This is a genomic window from Albibacterium profundi (genome assembly GCF_042159835.1).
GTDB lineage: Bacteria > Bacteroidota > Bacteroidia > Sphingobacteriales > Sphingobacteriaceae > Albibacterium > Albibacterium profundi.
Genome location: NZ_JBBVGT010000002.1, coordinates 580067 through 594920, shown reverse-complemented (window position 1 = coordinate 594920; position 14854 = coordinate 580067). Strand labels below are relative to the sequence as shown.

Annotated in this window: 14 protein-coding genes; 8 read left to right on the top strand and 6 right to left on the bottom strand. The window is 39.6% G+C overall.

Features of this window, described 5'->3' with window-relative positions; translation table 11 throughout:
* Positions 1 to 2: 2 nt before the first annotated feature.
* From WKR92_RS03995 to sppA, 3 genes are read right to left on the bottom strand one after another with little or no spacing between them, the layout of a single operon-like run.
* Positions 3 to 608: a DUF4254 domain-containing protein gene (locus tag WKR92_RS03995; RefSeq protein ID WP_375556541.1), complete on the bottom strand. Its 606-nt coding sequence runs from the start codon at positions 606 to 608 to the stop codon at positions 3 to 5.
* 8 nt (positions 609 to 616) lie between these two features.
* Positions 617 to 2305 (bottom strand): helix-hairpin-helix domain-containing protein, encoded by a 1689-nt coding sequence (locus tag WKR92_RS03990; RefSeq protein WP_375556540.1) that lies wholly within the window; start codon positions 2303 to 2305, stop codon positions 617 to 619.
* A gap of 6 nt (positions 2306 to 2311) precedes the next feature.
* A complete protein-coding gene (sppA, locus tag WKR92_RS03985; RefSeq protein ID WP_375556539.1) occupies positions 2312 to 4075 on the bottom strand; it encodes a signal peptide peptidase SppA in 1764 nt (587 codons plus the stop codon).
* A 153-nt stretch (positions 4076 to 4228) separates the two neighbouring features.
* Here sppA and folK point away from each other — a divergent pair, with 153 nt between their 5' ends.
* The gene (folK, locus tag WKR92_RS03980) at positions 4229 to 4738 is read left to right on the top strand and encodes a 2-amino-4-hydroxy-6-hydroxymethyldihydropteridine diphosphokinase (RefSeq protein WP_375556538.1); all 510 of its coding nucleotides are present in this window, start codon (positions 4229 to 4231) and stop codon (positions 4736 to 4738) included.
* On the opposite strand, the gene pssA is transcribed toward folK, so the two are convergent.
* Together pssA and rho are read right to left on the bottom strand one after the other, a co-directional pair.
* The gene (pssA, locus tag WKR92_RS03975; RefSeq protein WP_375556537.1) at positions 4722 to 5417 is read right to left on the bottom strand and encodes a CDP-diacylglycerol--serine O-phosphatidyltransferase; all 696 of its coding nucleotides are present in this window, start codon (positions 5415 to 5417) and stop codon (positions 4722 to 4724) included. The genes folK and pssA overlap by 17 nt on opposite strands.
* A gap of 11 nt (positions 5418 to 5428) precedes the next feature.
* Complete coding sequence (rho, locus tag WKR92_RS03970; protein ID WP_375556536.1) at positions 5429 to 7057, bottom strand: transcription termination factor Rho; 1629 nt, start codon at positions 7055 to 7057, stop codon at positions 5429 to 5431.
* Between the two features lie 249 nt (positions 7058 to 7306).
* Here rho and pyrF point away from each other — a divergent pair, with 249 nt between their 5' ends.
* From pyrF to WKR92_RS03935, 7 genes are all read left to right on the top strand, one after another.
* Positions 7307 to 8140, top strand: a complete 834-nt coding sequence (pyrF, locus tag WKR92_RS03965; protein ID WP_375556535.1) for an orotidine-5'-phosphate decarboxylase — start codon at positions 7307 to 7309, stop codon at positions 8138 to 8140.
* A gap of 203 nt (positions 8141 to 8343) precedes the next feature.
* The gene (gene sufB / locus WKR92_RS03960; RefSeq protein WP_375556534.1) at positions 8344 to 9792 is read left to right on the top strand and encodes a Fe-S cluster assembly protein SufB; all 1449 of its coding nucleotides are present in this window, start codon (positions 8344 to 8346) and stop codon (positions 9790 to 9792) included.
* A gap of 70 nt (positions 9793 to 9862) precedes the next feature.
* Positions 9863 to 10615 (top strand): Fe-S cluster assembly ATPase SufC, encoded by a 753-nt coding sequence (sufC, locus tag WKR92_RS03955; RefSeq protein ID WP_375556533.1) that lies wholly within the window; start codon positions 9863 to 9865, stop codon positions 10613 to 10615.
* An 18-nt stretch (positions 10616 to 10633) separates the two neighbouring features.
* A complete protein-coding gene (gene sufD / locus WKR92_RS03950) occupies positions 10634 to 11932 on the top strand; it encodes a Fe-S cluster assembly protein SufD (protein ID WP_375556532.1) in 1299 nt (432 codons plus the stop codon).
* 10 nt (positions 11933 to 11942) lie between these two features.
* On the top strand, positions 11943 to 13166 hold the full coding sequence (locus WKR92_RS03945) for an aminotransferase class V-fold PLP-dependent enzyme (RefSeq protein WP_375556531.1): 1224 nt from the start codon (positions 11943 to 11945) through the stop codon (positions 13164 to 13166).
* A 19-nt stretch (positions 13167 to 13185) separates the two neighbouring features.
* Positions 13186 to 13605, top strand: a complete 420-nt coding sequence (locus tag WKR92_RS03940; RefSeq protein ID WP_375556530.1) for a SufE family protein — start codon at positions 13186 to 13188, stop codon at positions 13603 to 13605.
* Between the two features lie 67 nt (positions 13606 to 13672).
* A complete protein-coding gene (locus WKR92_RS03935) occupies positions 13673 to 14143 on the top strand; it encodes an Lrp/AsnC family transcriptional regulator (protein WP_375556529.1) in 471 nt (156 codons plus the stop codon).
* On the opposite strand, the gene ung is transcribed toward WKR92_RS03935, so the two are convergent.
* Positions 14140 to 14805 carry a uracil-DNA glycosylase gene (gene ung / locus WKR92_RS03930; RefSeq protein ID WP_375556528.1) on the bottom strand — a complete coding sequence of 222 codons (666 nt, stop codon included), beginning with the start codon at positions 14803 to 14805 and terminating at the stop codon, positions 14140 to 14142. The genes WKR92_RS03935 and ung overlap by 4 nt on opposite strands.
* Positions 14806 to 14854 lie beyond the last annotated feature (49 nt).

Below are 14854 nucleotides of genomic sequence, written 5' to 3'. Positions count from 1 at the left end.
GCTTATTGTTTTGATGAATACAATACTGGGTTAAGATTAGGGTCGTTATACATTTTCATCTGTTTATACACCTTCATTATCTTTTTACCCTCTTCGATGTTCTTTAGTAATTCATCAATACTCTCCGAAAGGTCTTTTTGTTGCTCGATTAGCACATCTAATTTTACCTGACAGGCTTCTTTATGTTCTGGGTCTGCATCGTCTCTAAGGGTTTCAAGCCGCATATGATAGATCTTTAATGCTAAGATAGACAGACGGTCGATTGCCCATGCCGGGCTTTCGGTATTAACCGTAGCGTCAGCTTTAGGCGTGATGTCCTTATATTTATCCAAAAAGTAACTGTCTATGTATTCGACTGTATCTGTACGATCTTGGTTGGATTTGTCGATTCTCCGCTTCCATTTAAGCGCCTCGTCCGAATTGATATTCGGGTCACGAATTTCATCCTCCATATGCCATTGCATAGTATCTATCCAGCATTTTAAATACAGTAAATGTTCAATCCTTTCTGGCGGATACGGATTTTGGATGGGAAAATCTATCTCGTCATGGACATGGTAGTCCTTTATTGCTGCTTCAAATATGCGGTTTGCTGAATCACTGATCATGCCCAAATTTAAGGATTAATATTTGCTTTCCGAGCAGCGAAGTAATCTGTAACTTCTTTTTGGCCTAAACAGTTGAAGCAGTGTTCTGCTGTAAGACCACCTTTTCGAGCCACATTAATGCCATATTTCATATAAACAAGCTCGTCAACATGATGTGCATCTGGATTAATAGAAAGCATGACGCCCTTTTCTAGGCAATAAGAAATCCAGCGCCAGTCGATATCTAAACGTAATGGATTTGCATTGATTTCAATGATCACACCATTGGCCGCGCATGCGTCGATAACTTTTTTGTGATCGATTGAATAGCCTTTTCTCACCAATAATTGTCGTCCGGTGGGGTGTCCGAGAAATGTTGTATAAGGGTTTTCAATGGCTTTAATAAGTCGTGTCGTAGCTTTTTTCTCATCCATGGATAATTGCGAATGGATGGAAGCGACTACGAAATCGAATCCGGCTAATATTTCATCTGGATAATCCAATGAACCGTTTGAGAGAATGTCTGATTCGATCCCTTTAAAAATATGAAAAGGTGCCAATTTTTCGTTTAAGATATCAACTTCTCTCCATTGTGCTTGAACGCGATCAATACTTAAGCCATTTGCGTAAACCGCTGTTTTCGAGTGGTCAGAGATGCCGAAATATTGTAACCCTAAATTGTCTCGACAGTAAAGTGCCATGTCTTCGACCGAAAAAACACCGTCACTCCATAGGCTATGATTGTGAAGAGCGCCCTTGATATTAGCAAATTCCACTAAGTTAGGTAGCGAATGTGATAGAGCAAGGTCAATTTCATTGAGGCCTTCTCGCATTTCTGGAGCAATAAAATCCATGTTGGCCGCACCGTATATCTCTTCTTCGGTGTTTAATAACGGAATTTCTCCCTGAGGGAAATTGCTCTTTAGTAGTTTGATATGATCATTGTTGCCGGTTGTTTCCAATAACCTAGTGCTAAAAACATCGGGTGGACAATAATGAAAAATCACTTCGATGCCAGAAGCATGTTGACAATGAATGGTTTCATCTTTCTTCAGCATGTTGTCAAGTACACCTGTGGCTTGCAAATGTGATTCTAAGGAATCAGGTGCCAAGGCTACTAATATATCGATACACTTGATCAATTCATTGTATCGACGTATATCACCTGTCAATCCAAACTGTGTGTCAGTACTTAAAACAGTTCGAAGTTTAGAAAGTAATTCTTCTGCGATTTTCTCTGCATCGGCAAAGCGGAAATTGCCTTGATTTTCCAACGCATATTCCAGTACATTTTGTAGTTCGGCTTGAGTCTTAGCTCCAAAGCCTTTGAGCTTAGATATTTTATCCTCTTTACAAGCGTACCAAAGTTCAGCCTCGTTGTCAATGCCGAGTTCTTTCCAGATAGTCGACATTTTTTTAGGACTGATTCCTTTAATTTTCAATAAAGGAATGATACCCGGAGGTGTTTGTTGAATAAGTTCATTAAGCTCGGACATGCTGCCCTTTTCGAGAATCTCTATTATTTTGGTCGCAGTGCTTTTTCCAATACCAGGTATTTGGCTAAGTTCTTCCTGGTTCTTAGACGCGATGGTAAAAGGTAATTTGCTTAGGGTCGAAGCCGCGTTATTAATCGCCTTAACTTTAAAAGGGTTTTCGCCGTGAAATTCCAATAATTTGGCAAGTAATTTGAATTCGCGTGTAATCACCTTATTGTCCATATGCTGTTATTTTATTGTAATTGTATATGGTAGTCGTGCTTGGATACCTGTTTGCTCGAGCATTTCTTTACTCTGTTGATAAACAGGGTAAGCGACACCTAATTCTTTCTTTAGGAACCATTGACTGATTCTGTCTTTACTATTACCTAACAACGCTTCAAATGGATCCGAGATAGCTGGATAGGTAACTATCTTATACTCTTCGATATTGGCTTTGCTAGCTGCTGCTGTTATTGCATCTTCAATACCACCTAGCTTATCAACCAAACCCATCTCTAGGGCCTGCGACCCAGTCCACACTCGTCCTTGACCGATACTGTCGATATAGCTTTGCGATTTGTCACGGCCATCAGCCACCTTTTTCGTAAATGTGTCGTATATTTTGTTGACGCTCCGTTGAATGATAGCTTCTTCTTGTGCCGTTAAAGGTCTGTTAATTGACCCTAGGTCGGCAAATTCTCCAGTTTTAACGACATCGAATGTTATACCTAATTTGTCGTTAAAGAATCCTTGCATGTTAGGGATGATACCAAATACTCCGATTGATCCTGTAATGGTATTTGGTTGTGCGAAAATGGAATCTGCAGCAGCTGAGATGTAGTATCCGCCGGATGCAGCTAAATCTCCCATTGAAACAATAATCGGTTTTACTTCTTTCGTAAGTTTCACTTCGCGCCAGATGACATCAGAAGCTAAAGCGCTTCCGCCGGGTGAGTTTACACGTAAAACAACAGCCTTAACTTTATCATCTTTACGTACGGTCCGTATTGCTCTTGAAATTTTTTCAGAGCCAATCTGCTGGTCGCTACCTTCGCCCGAAACAATGTTTCCAACTGCGTATATTACTGCAATTCGGTCTCTGCTTGAGCTTGATTGATTAGGGTTGTTCACTACATATTTTTCGATACTTACAGACTTAACTTTATCATCATCATCCAGGTCCAAATAGCTTCTTAGCTCAGCCAAGACTTCGTCTTTATACTTGGTAGCATCAACTAAGCCGTAGTTTACTGCATCTTCCGCAGTTTCAACCTTTAGCTCGTTGGCGATCTGAAAGAGTGAATCGGCAGGGACGTTACGACTAGCGGCTATTTCATCGAGATAATTGCTGTAGATTGACCCTAAAAAGGAGCTTACTTGTTCGCGGTTTGCCGCACTCATTTTGTCAAGAACAAAGGGTTCAACAGCACTCTTATAGGTTCCCACCTTGATGATTTGAGCTTCAATGCCTAGCTTTTCCAGTGTATGCTTGAAAAATACAGATTGGCTTGAAAGACCACTAAAATCGATAATTCCCTCAGGGTTTAAATATACCTTGTCTGCGGTTGAAGCAAGATAGTAGGTGCCTTGAGAGTAGTATTCACTATAAGAAAGAATGAACTTACCAGAGGATTTAAAATCGATCAATGCGTTACGAATCTCCTGAAGAGTAGCAAAACTTGCTCCCATCATGCTCATATCTAAATAGATCCCCTTTATCTTGTCGTCTTCTTTAGCTGATTCAATCCGACTGAGAATATCATTTAATCCAATATTCTCTGAGAACATATCCGAAAAGCTATAGGATTGGAAGTTGTTCTTGTTAGTTCGTTCTTCAATAGGATAATTCAAAGAGATGTGTAATACGGTATTGTCTGATATTTCGACCGTCTTATCGGATAAGCTACTCATCCAGGCTCCCATGATACCAAAGGTGATAATGACTATCACAAAGAATGATAGGATGATTCCTACAATGGTGGCCAGCACCGATTTAAAAAATGATTTCATTCGTGTTTATTTTTCTTGTCTGTTCTATTCAACGCAATTTACCCTTAGATGTTTTCAAAGGCATTATGTTACACTTACTCAAATTTTACTAAAGGAATGACCTTATGGTTTTATGGTTGCATTATTAATCCTAGAATTTAATAATTTTGTCATATGAATATCGTTTATCTGTTGCTTGGTGTAAATTTAGGGGCGCGACACGAGCAGTTACGAAAAGCAGCTGCCGAAATTGAAGAACATGTGGGGGTTATAATCGAAAGGTCCTCCATTTACGAAACAGCTGCTTGGGGTATGGAAGACGAACCCTCTTATCTTAATCAGGTTCTTTTAATTGAAACGGAATTGAAACCACAGCTTTTATTGGCAAAAATACATGAAATAGAGAGTCGCCTGGGAAGAACACGGTTGAAAAAGTGGGGATCCAGACTGATCGATATTGATATACTTTTTTATAACGACTTCGTGATTGAAGAGGAGTTCTTGACGATACCACATCCTTTATTGCATAAGCGAAAATTTACTTTACTTCCACTTTCCGAGTTGACATTAGCGCTCATGCACCCGGTTTTAAAAAAAACAATCCAAGAGCTTTTAGACGAATTGAACGATCCGCTTGAGGTGCGACGGCTTAGTGGATTAGATAGTCTTACCGATTCAAACTAAGCTTCAGTATTGATAGTAGAATGTAGGTTACGATAATAAGTCCGACTGCGGCAAATTTGAATAACACAAATAAAATAATTCCAATAATGATAAGCGCATACTGGTAAATATTTTGTTTGACATCAAGGCTCTTGAACTTCAGAGCGATTAAGGGCAACTCAGAAATCATCAAAAGGCTCAAAATGCCAATTAAAATTAGCAAACTCAGTGTAGATTGGAATATATCGCCGATAAAACCGGGCTGTTCAACTAAGTATGGTATTGATAGTACGACGAGTGCTGATGACGGAACAGGAAGCCCAATAAAGCTGTCGCTTTGTCGCGTATCGATATTGAATTTGGCTAATCGCAGAGCAGAAAAGATCGTCAACACGAAGGCGGCGTATTGAAGCCATGGAAGTTGTTCAATCAGGCCGGTTGACGTTCCGATTAACTGATAGATGATAACAGAAGGTAAAAAGCCGAAACTGATCACGTCTGCTAAAGAATCGAGTTCTTTCCCTAAGTTTGAACTGATCCTTAGCGCGCGTGCTGCCAAGCCATCGAAAAAATCAAAGAACGCTGATAATAAAATTGCATAGCCAGCGCTCTTTAGATCTCCGTTAAATGCAAATACAATCCCGACGCACCCGCTAAAAAGATTTAAGCAGGTAATTACATTCGGAAGGGAAAGCAACATGCTGATTAAATTTAACGATTCATACTAATGAGGAACTCTTCGTTATCACGTGTGCCTCTAAGCTGCTGAAGAAGGAATTCCATCGATTCATTGGAGTTCATATCAGCTAAGTGGTTTCGTAATACCCAAATTCGCTGAATGGTTTCCTTGTCGTGAAGTAAATCATCTCGTCTTGTACTTGAGGCCGTTAGATCAATAGCAGGGAACACGCGTTTATTAGAAAGTTTCCGGTCTAATTGAAGCTCCATGTTACCAGTACCTTTAAATTCTTCGAAAATCACTTCGTCCATTTTGGACCCGGTATCAATTAACGCGGTTGCAAGTATGGTTAAGGAACCGCCGTGCTCAATATTACGTGCTGCGCCAAAAAAACGTTTAGGTTTGTGTAGCGCATTGGCATCAACCCCCCCTGATAGGATTTTACCAGATGCAGGTGCAACAGTGTTATAAGCACGTGCAAGTCTGGTAATGGAATCTAATAAGATCACGACATCGTGTCCACATTCCACCATTCGTTTTGCCTTTTCGAGTACGATATTGGCTATTTTAACGTGGCGTTCTGCGGGCTCGTCAAATGTAGAAGCGACAACTTCAGCGCGGACGCTTCTAGCCATATCGGTAACCTCTTCAGGCCGTTCATCGATTAAGAGGATAATTAGGTATGCTTCGGGGTGGTTCTTGGCGATCGCGTTTGCTACATCCTTAAGTAGCATTGTTTTACCTGTTTTGGGTTGTGCGACGATCAAGCCCCGCTGACCCTTACCTATAGGTGTGAATAGGTCAATTATTCTTGTCGAATAGTTGTTAGCGCCATTAAACAGTTTAAAGCGTTCGGTCGGAAACAGAGGTGTAAGGTAGTCGAAAGGAACACGATCACGAACTTCCGCGGGGTTTTGTCCATTTATCGACTCTACACGTACAAGTGGAAAGTACTTTTCACCTTCTTTTGGTGGACGGATACTTCCTCGAACGGTGTCGCCGGTTTTAAGTCCAAAAAGTTTTATTTGCGACTGTGAAACGTATATATCATCTGGTGAGGTAAGGTAGTTGTAATCAGATGAGCGAAGAAAACCGTAGCCGTCGGGCATGATCTCCAATACCCCTTCGTTAGCGATCACATTATCAAAATCTAATGCTGATACCGAACTGCTCCCACTTTGTGAGCTTTCGTTTTTATTCGGATTGGAATGTTTCCTTTCAGTTCTTTCAACCGGTTGTTGTTTGTCATCGTTGTGATGAGATGGACTCGACTGTGTTTCCGACGGGCGACTGCTTAAGTTAGGGTTTGATCCTTTCTCTCCTTGCGCGTCTTTTACCGGTTGTGCTGTTTTAACTAAACGTGTCCTTCTTCTAGGTTTCTCATTTGCATTATCGTCGTCCTTTGTTCCTCCTTGAACGGGGAATGCTGAAATTTGTGGTGAAGGTACTCCAGGGTTGTCTGTTTTTTTACGTGTACGAGTTTTCACTGGTTGCGGATCAGTTGATTGATCCACCTCTTCATCTGAGTTTTCCTTTCCGCTCTCAACAATTTTTTTGATAAGCTCTTGCTTTCGTAGTTTGTCGGCTTCTTTTATACCAATTGTTTTGGCGATTTCGCGTAGCTCAGACACAAGCTTCGCGTTCAATTCATTAATATCCATCAAATAATTATTATAAATAAATCGGATTATTGCTGTTTAAAGCAGTTTCTATTTCTCTTAATAGACCTGTTTTGAAATATTTTTTTCTAAGCGCTAAGATAATTATGATTATTTCTCGACTCTGAGTAATTTTGAGATTACGGCACAATTCTATGCATAAGAATTGGAATATCAAAAAAAAAGTGAAAATAATCGCCTTAGCACTTCAATTTTAATAGTTTTGCATCAAAATTTATACCGATATTTTATATGACTCGAGCAGAACTGATTCACGAGATTAAAACGAAACGTTCTTTTCTTTGTGTGGGATTAGATACAGACATTGCCAAGATCCCTGAATTTCTTCTGGATTATGAAGATCCAGTATATGAGTTTAATAAGCGAATTATTGAAGCTACTTCCGATCTTTGTGTCGCGTACAAACCTAATATTGCTTTTTATGAATATAGAGGCGCAGAAGGTTGGAATAGTTTGCAGAAGACTTGGTCATTAATCCCGAGTAATTGCTTTACGATTGCAGATGCAAAAAGGGGCGATATCGGCAATACGGCATCTATGTACGCACGTGCTTTTTTCGATGAAGAGCAAGGTGGTTTAGGGTTTGATTCGATCACCGTGGCTCCTTACATGGGTGAAGATTCCGTTAAACCTTTCCTCGAATTTGATAATAAATGGGCGATTGTACTGGCGCTTACATCGAATCAAGGAAGTGCTGATTTTCAAAACACACTTGATCAGGACGGCTACCAGTTGTTTGAGAAAGTAATTGTGAAGACCAACGGGTGGGGGACGGAAAAGAATCTGATGTATGTAGTTGGTGCCACACGTGGTGAAGCTTTTAAGACGATCCGGAAGCATGCACCGAATCATTTTTTGTTGGTGCCTGGCGTTGGCGCGCAAGGCGGAAGTTTGGAAGATGTCTGTAATTATGGAATGAATGAAGACTGTGGTTTGTTGGTTAATGCAACACGGTCTATTATATACGCTTCTGACGGGAAGGATTTTGCAGAAAAGGCCCGTGAGGAGGCACTTGCTCTTCAGAAGCAGATGGAATCCGAATTAATCAAAGCTAATATCATATAATAAGGCTACATTTGTCGACGGACGCACAATGCGAGGCGATAGGGTGATTATCACAATTCCGTAAAAAACGACTGCTAGTTTATTTAATTCGTTATCAAATTGTACCTTTGTAACGTAAAAAATAACTAATCGGCGCTGTTAGGCAGAGCGCTTACCCAAACCGCTGATAAACGAGAAATAATGTTTTCTCAAAATTCTATAATATGAGTTCAGAAAAAGAGTTATTAGAAGAATTAACTACCGAGGAATATAAATACGGATTTACCACTGATATTGAAATGGAGGTGGCTCCAAAGGGATTAACAGAAGATACGATCCGGTTCATTTCTGCTAAGAAGAACGAACCTGAATGGTTGTTGGAATGGAGATTGAAAGCGTTTCGCTACTTCATGGAGATGGGGATACCCACTTGGCAGAATTTCAAACATCCTGATGTTGATTTTCAGGACATGTCGTACTACGCCGCACCAAAGGAGAAGCCTAAATTGAATAGCATGGACGAAGTAGACCCTGAGCTAATAGATACGTTCAATAAATTAGGTATTCCTCTTGATGAACAGAAGGTTTTGGCAGGAGTTGTTGCGGTTGATGCGGTATTTGACTCGGTGTCAGTTAAAACGACGTTTCAGAAAAAATTAAAGGAGCAGGGTGTTATCTTTTGTTCTTTTGGAGAAGCTGTACAGGAGCATCCTGAATTAGTGAAAAAATACTTAGGAACGGTTGTGCCTTCTACCGATAATGTATATGCAGCTCTGAATGCAGCTGTTTTTTCCGATGGTTCCTTTGTGTATATTCCGAAAGGAGTACGTTGTCCAATGGAACTTTCGACCTATTTTAGGATCAATGCAGCTAATACAGGTCAGTTTGAAAGAACATTGATTGTTGCCGATGACAAATCCTATGTTAGTTACTTAGAAGGATGTACTGCGCCGATGCGCGACGAAAATCAGATGCACGCAGCCGTTGTTGAGTTGATTGCGATGGAAGATGCGGAGATTAAGTATTCGACAGTTCAGAATTGGTATCCAGGTGATAAGGATGGGAACGGTGGAATTTACAACTTTGTAACTAAGCGTGGTATCTGCAAGGGGGATCGTAGTAAGATTTCTTGGACGCAAGTGGAGACTGGTTCAGCGATAACTTGGAAATATCCTGGCGTTATTTTGAAAGGCGATGGTTCGGTAGGTGAATTTTACTCGGTGGCTTTAACACGGAACCATCAAGTAGCTGATACGGGAACCAAGATGATTCACTTGGGTAAAAATACACGCAGTCGTATTATTTCAAAAGGAATCTCTGCCGGGGTTAGTCAAAACAGTTATCGCGGATTGGTGAAAATTGCAAAGGGAGCAGATAATGCTCGTAATTTTACTCAATGTGATTCTATGTTAATCGGCGATAAGTGCGGTGCTCATACTTTCCCATATATTGAAACTAAAAATAATTCGGCTATGTTGGAGCATGAGGCAACAACCTCAAAAATTGGCGAAGACCAGGTGTTCTATCTAAATCAACGAGGAATTGACTCAGAACAAGCTGTTGGTTTGATTATTAATGGTTATGCGAAAGAGGTCCTTAACCAATTGCCAATGGAGTTTGCTGTGGAAGCACAAAAGTTGTTAGCAATATCCTTAGAAGGCAGTGTAGGTTAGTTTGGGAATATAGATTATAACAGGCAAGAATATTAATTGATAAAACAGCAATAAAATAAAATTTAAAAAAATGCTAGATATAAATAACCTTCAGGCGTCAATTGAAGATAAACAGATATTAAAAGGATTAAATCTTCAGGTAAAGCCAGGAGAAGTGCACGCGATTATGGGACCAAACGGTTCGGGAAAGAGCACATTGGCATCTGTACTGGCAGGTAGACCAGAATATGAAGTGACTGCAGGTGACGTAACGTTTGATGGAAAAGACTTGTTAGACCTTGCTCCGGAAGAACGTGCTAGCGAAGGATTGTTCCTCGCTTTTCAATATCCAGTTGAAATACCAGGAGTTTCAAATATAAACTTTCTTAAAACAGCTATTTCGGAAATTCGTAAATACAAGGGATTACCTCCTCTGACCGCAAAGGAATTCCTGAAATTAGTTAAAGAAAAACAGGAACTAGTTGATTTTGATGCAAAATTGACGAATCGTTCCCTTAATGAAGGGTTTTCCGGTGGAGAAAAAAAGAGAAATGAGATCTTCCAATTAGCTATGCTTCAACCTAAACTAGCTATTTTAGATGAAACAGATTCAGGCTTAGATATTGATGCCTTGAAAATTGTAGCTAATGGGGTAAATCAATTGAGGTCTCCGGATAATGCGTTTGTACTGATTACGCACTATCAGAGACTTTTAGAATACATCGTTCCTGATTTTGTCCATGTGCTATACAATGGGAAAATTGTACGGTCGGGTACGAAAGAGTTAGCGCTAGAACTAGAGGAGAAGGGGTACGACTGGATTAAAGAGAATGTTAGTGCTTAAAATGCAATTTAGAAAACAATGATTACACAAGTTTCCAGCTCTTTATATCAACAACTGATCAATACGCACGATGGATTAATTTCTCCATCTGCTTCATTTGAACAAAGACGTAAAGATGCTTTTGATCGATTTAAAAGTACTGGCTTTCCTTCGTCTAAAGCTGAGGAATGGAAGTACACAAACATACAACCGCTGCTAAATGAATCTTATCAAGTAGACGGTCACTTGCCTGGTAGAGCAGTTGCTTTAGATCTAGCTGCTATTGAGGGCTTGGATGCCTATAAGATCGTTTTGGTTAATGGTGTTTTTCGCAAGGATCTCTCCGATACGATCGATGAATCGGGTGTTTTTGTTTCATCATTTGGTGATGCCACAGAAGAAGACCTAGTAAAAAAACACTTTGCTGGACATGCTGATAAAGCCGAAAATCCGTTTGTTTCGTTAAATACGGCGTTGGCGAAGGATGGTTTTGTTATTACTATTGTAGGTGGGAACGTAGTTCAGAAGCCTATTCATATTATTCACGTTGCTGCCGCTGATTCTCAAACATTCTTTCAAGAGCGTAACTTAATCGTTCTTGGTAAGAGTGCCGAAGCTGAAATTATTGAGACATTTATTAATGAAACAGACTCGGCTAAGGTGTTTAGTAATGTTGTAAGCGAAATTGTCGTTGATGAGAACGCCAAGTTAGAACATTATTATTTACAGCAAGCGGGCTCGGTGGGGAATTACAATAACCACACAGAGATTATCCAATCGAAATACAGTTTGTATAATAACTATAACTGTACTTTCCCCGGTGCTTCTTTTGTTCGGAATACAATTAATGTCCGTTTGATTGATGCAGATGTCGAAAGTCATTTATATGGTATAACTCTGCTGTCTGATAGTCAGTTGGTAGATAATCATACTGTTGTAGATCATTTGATGCCAAATTGTGAGAGCTATGAGTGGTATAAGAATATCCTTCAAGATAAATCGACAGCTGTTTTTAATGGAAAGATTTTTGTCCGCGAAGACGCCCAGAAAACGAATGCATTCCAACAAAACAATAATCTACTGTTGAACCCAGATGCGACTATTAATACTAAACCTCAGTTAGAGATATTTGCAGATGACGTAAAGTGTAGTCATGGATGTACAATCGGACAGTTTGATGATGAAGCTAAGTTTTATCTACAGGCTCGAGGAATAAGCGAGGACCAAGCGAAAACCTTGCTCGTTCATGCATTTGCTTTTGACGTTACAGAACGTTTCAAAAATGAAACGGTAAAAAATCATGTAAATAATCTGGTTGAACAAGGTTTGAAGCACTAAAACCAATATTTTGACAGAATACGATATCCATAGTATTAGAAACGATTTCCCTATACTGAGAAGCATGGTCAATGGTAAGCCATTGGTCTATTTAGATAATGGTGCTTCCTCTCAGAAGCCACAGTCCGTTATTGATGCTATAGATCATTATTATACCAGTCAGAATAGCAATGTGCATCGTGGTGTTCATCATTTGAGTCAAATAGCTACGGATGCGTATGAGGTTACTCGTCGTAAACTGCGTGCCTTTATTAACGCAGCGCATGAACACGAGATCATCATTACGAAAGGAACGACCGATAGTATTAATCTGGTTGCTTCCAGCTATGGTAATGCATTCCTTAATGAGGGAGATGAGATCATCATATCTGAAATGGAACATCATTCTAATATCGTTCCATGGCAAATGCTTTGTGAAAATAGAAAAGCAACCTTGAAAGTGGTTCCGGTCAATGACGCAGGAGAGTTGGATATGGAGGTCTATCGTGGAATGTTAAATGACCGGGTGAAGATGGTGTCTATCACATATATATCTAACAGCTTGGGTACGATTAATCCAGTTAAGAAAATTATAGAATTAGCTCATCAATATAATATCCCTGTTTTATTGGATGCCGCACAGGCAGTTCATCATACTGCTGTCGATGTGCAAGACCTGGATGTTGACTTCTTAGCTTTTTCCGGTCACAAGATGTACGGACCCACGGGTGTTGGTGTGCTTTATGGGAAAGAAGCCTTATTGAACAAGATGCCTCCATATCAAGGTGGTGGAGAAATGATTAAGGATGTGACATTCGAAAAGACGACGTACAACGAACTGCCTTTTAAATTTGAAGCGGGCACTCCGAATATTGAAGCCGGTATAACTTTAGCTTTTGCAGTTGATTATATTAATTCGATTGGATTGGAGAAAATTGCCGAATATGAGCATGAGCTTTTGATGTATGCAACCGATCAACTAGAATCTATTGAAGGATTAAAGATCGTGGGTACGGCAAAAGAGAAGTCAGGTGTGATTTCGTTTGTTGTAGATGGTATTCATCCGTATGATATTGGAGTTATCTTAGACAAGCTTGGAATTGCTGTTCGTACCGGTCACCACTGTACACAACCATTAATGGCTAGGTACAATATTCCCGGAACAGTGCGTGCATCATTTGGTTTGTATAATACGAAAGAAGAAGTCGATGTATTGGTGGCGGGTGTAAAACGTGCTATTACGATGCTTTCTTAATGCCTATCAAAAAGCTGTTATGACAATAAATGATATTCAAGACGAATTAATAGATGATTTTTCTTTTTTTGAAGACTGGATGGCAAAATATGAATATATCATCCAGCTCGGAAAGGAATTGCCGTTGATCGATGATGTCTATAAAAGAAACGAATATTTAATTAAAGGCTGTCAGTCCCAAGTTTGGTTACAAGCTGATTTGGTTGATGGTAAAGTTGTTTTTACGGCTGATAGTGATGCCGTCATTACGAAGGGTTTGGTTAGCCTCATGGTTAAAGTATTGTCAAACCATAGTCCGGATGAAATCGTCGAAGCGGATTTATATTTTATCGATAACATCGGTTTAAAAGAACATTTATCTCCGACTCGCGCAAATGGATTAGTTTCAATGGTGAAGCAAATGAAAATGTATGCTTTGGCCATGAAGACAAAGGTTTAAAGAAAACGACTATTTATGTAGGCGGAGTGATCGCTTTTTATTTAAATTAGCGAAAAAATATTGAGATATGCCTTACCATCCCGACAAAGTTGACTTACAAATCTTACGTTTGTTGCAGGAGAATGGGAGAATAACGAACCTGCAACTTTCATCACATATTGGTCTTTCTCCCGCACCTACATTGGAACGCGTTCGGAAGCTAGAAAACTCGGGTTATATTAAGAGTTATCATGCTTTGGTGGACGAGGAGCTTTTAGGTTTAGGAATCAAATCCTTTATCCAAATATCGTTGGATTTCCATACTCATAATGCAATACCCGAATTCGTTGCTACTATCAAAGAAATAGAAGAAGTTACAGAATGCCATCATGTAACGGGGCAATGTGATTTTATTTTAAAAGTCTACGTGAAGGATATCAAAGCTTATGAAACACTAATTATGGAAAAGATATCCAAGATTCCTTTCGTCAAGACTTTTCACACGATGATGATCATGTCTACAAGTAAAAAGGAGCCAATTGTTCCGATGGAGTATTAAATCGGTATTTGCCAGTCGATTATCACTTGGCCATTCTCACTTAATATCTCATTTGATTTTTTAAAATGATGGCAATCCAAAAAACCTCTGTAAGCCGATAATGGCGAAGGATGGACAGATTTTAATATATAGTGTTTTGTTGTATCAATTAAAATTTCTTTCCGCTTAGCCGGGCTTCCCCATAGAAGAAAAATAACCTTCTCTTTTTTGTCGGAAATAGTTTGAATTATGCGATCCGTAAATTGTTCCCACCCGCGATGATGATGTGATCCAGCTTGGCCCTCTCTGACGGTTAGGACCGTATTGAGCAACAGGACTCCTTGTTCTGCCCAAGACGAAAGGTTCCCATGCGGTGGGGTAATGAAGTCAGGATAGTCATTCTTAATCGCTAAATATATGTTACGTAACGACGGAGGTATTTGAACGTTCTTCTGTACTGAGAATGCAAGTCCATGGGCCTGGCCCTTTCTATGATAGGGGTCTTGACCTAGAATAACAACTTTAATTTCATCAAAAGGTGTTTTGTCAAAAGCTTGGAAAATCTGTTTGGCGGGTGGAAAAATAAGATTTGTTTTATATTCCTTTTGTAGAAATATTTTCAGTTCTTTCATATACGGCTTATGCAGTTCTATGCCGACTGCTTTTTCCCAGCTTTTTTCCATCAGTTTTTATTTTTTTAATAAAAGTAAAGGAATTTCCATTATAAAAGAA

What these genes read in the sequence shown, in the direction of transcription:
- WKR92_RS03935 (WP_375556529.1), top strand. Translation starts at nt 13,673, where the DNA reads ATGCCTTACCATCCCGACAAAGTTGACTTACAAATCTTACGTTTGTTG.
- WKR92_RS03995 (WP_375556541.1), bottom strand. Translation starts at nt 608, where the DNA reads ATGATCAGTGATTCAGCAAACCGCATATTTGAAGCAGCAATAAAGGAC.
- rho (WP_375556536.1), bottom strand. Translation starts at nt 7,057, where the DNA reads ATGGATATTAATGAATTGAACGCGAAGCTTGTGTCTGAGCTACGCGAA.
- sppA (WP_375556539.1), bottom strand. Translation starts at nt 4,075, where the DNA reads ATGAAATCATTTTTTAAATCGGTGCTGGCCACCATTGTAGGAATCATC.
- sufD (WP_375556532.1), top strand. Translation starts at nt 10,634, where the DNA reads ATGATTACACAAGTTTCCAGCTCTTTATATCAACAACTGATCAATACG.
- folK (WP_375556538.1), top strand. Translation starts at nt 4,229, where the DNA reads ATGAATATCGTTTATCTGTTGCTTGGTGTAAATTTAGGGGCGCGACAC.
- sufC (WP_375556533.1), top strand. Translation starts at nt 9,863, where the DNA reads ATGCTAGATATAAATAACCTTCAGGCGTCAATTGAAGATAAACAGATA.
- sufB (WP_375556534.1), top strand. Translation starts at nt 8,344, where the DNA reads ATGAGTTCAGAAAAAGAGTTATTAGAAGAATTAACTACCGAGGAATAT.
- ung (WP_375556528.1), bottom strand. Translation starts at nt 14,805, where the DNA reads ATGGAAAAAAGCTGGGAAAAAGCAGTCGGCATAGAACTGCATAAGCCG.
- WKR92_RS03940 (WP_375556530.1), top strand. Translation starts at nt 13,186, where the DNA reads ATGACAATAAATGATATTCAAGACGAATTAATAGATGATTTTTCTTTT.
- pssA (WP_375556537.1), bottom strand. Translation starts at nt 5,417, where the DNA reads ATGTTGCTTTCCCTTCCGAATGTAATTACCTGCTTAAATCTTTTTAGC.
- WKR92_RS03990 (WP_375556540.1), bottom strand. Translation starts at nt 2,305, where the DNA reads ATGGACAATAAGGTGATTACACGCGAATTCAAATTACTTGCCAAATTA.
- pyrF (WP_375556535.1), top strand. Translation starts at nt 7,307, where the DNA reads ATGACTCGAGCAGAACTGATTCACGAGATTAAAACGAAACGTTCTTTT.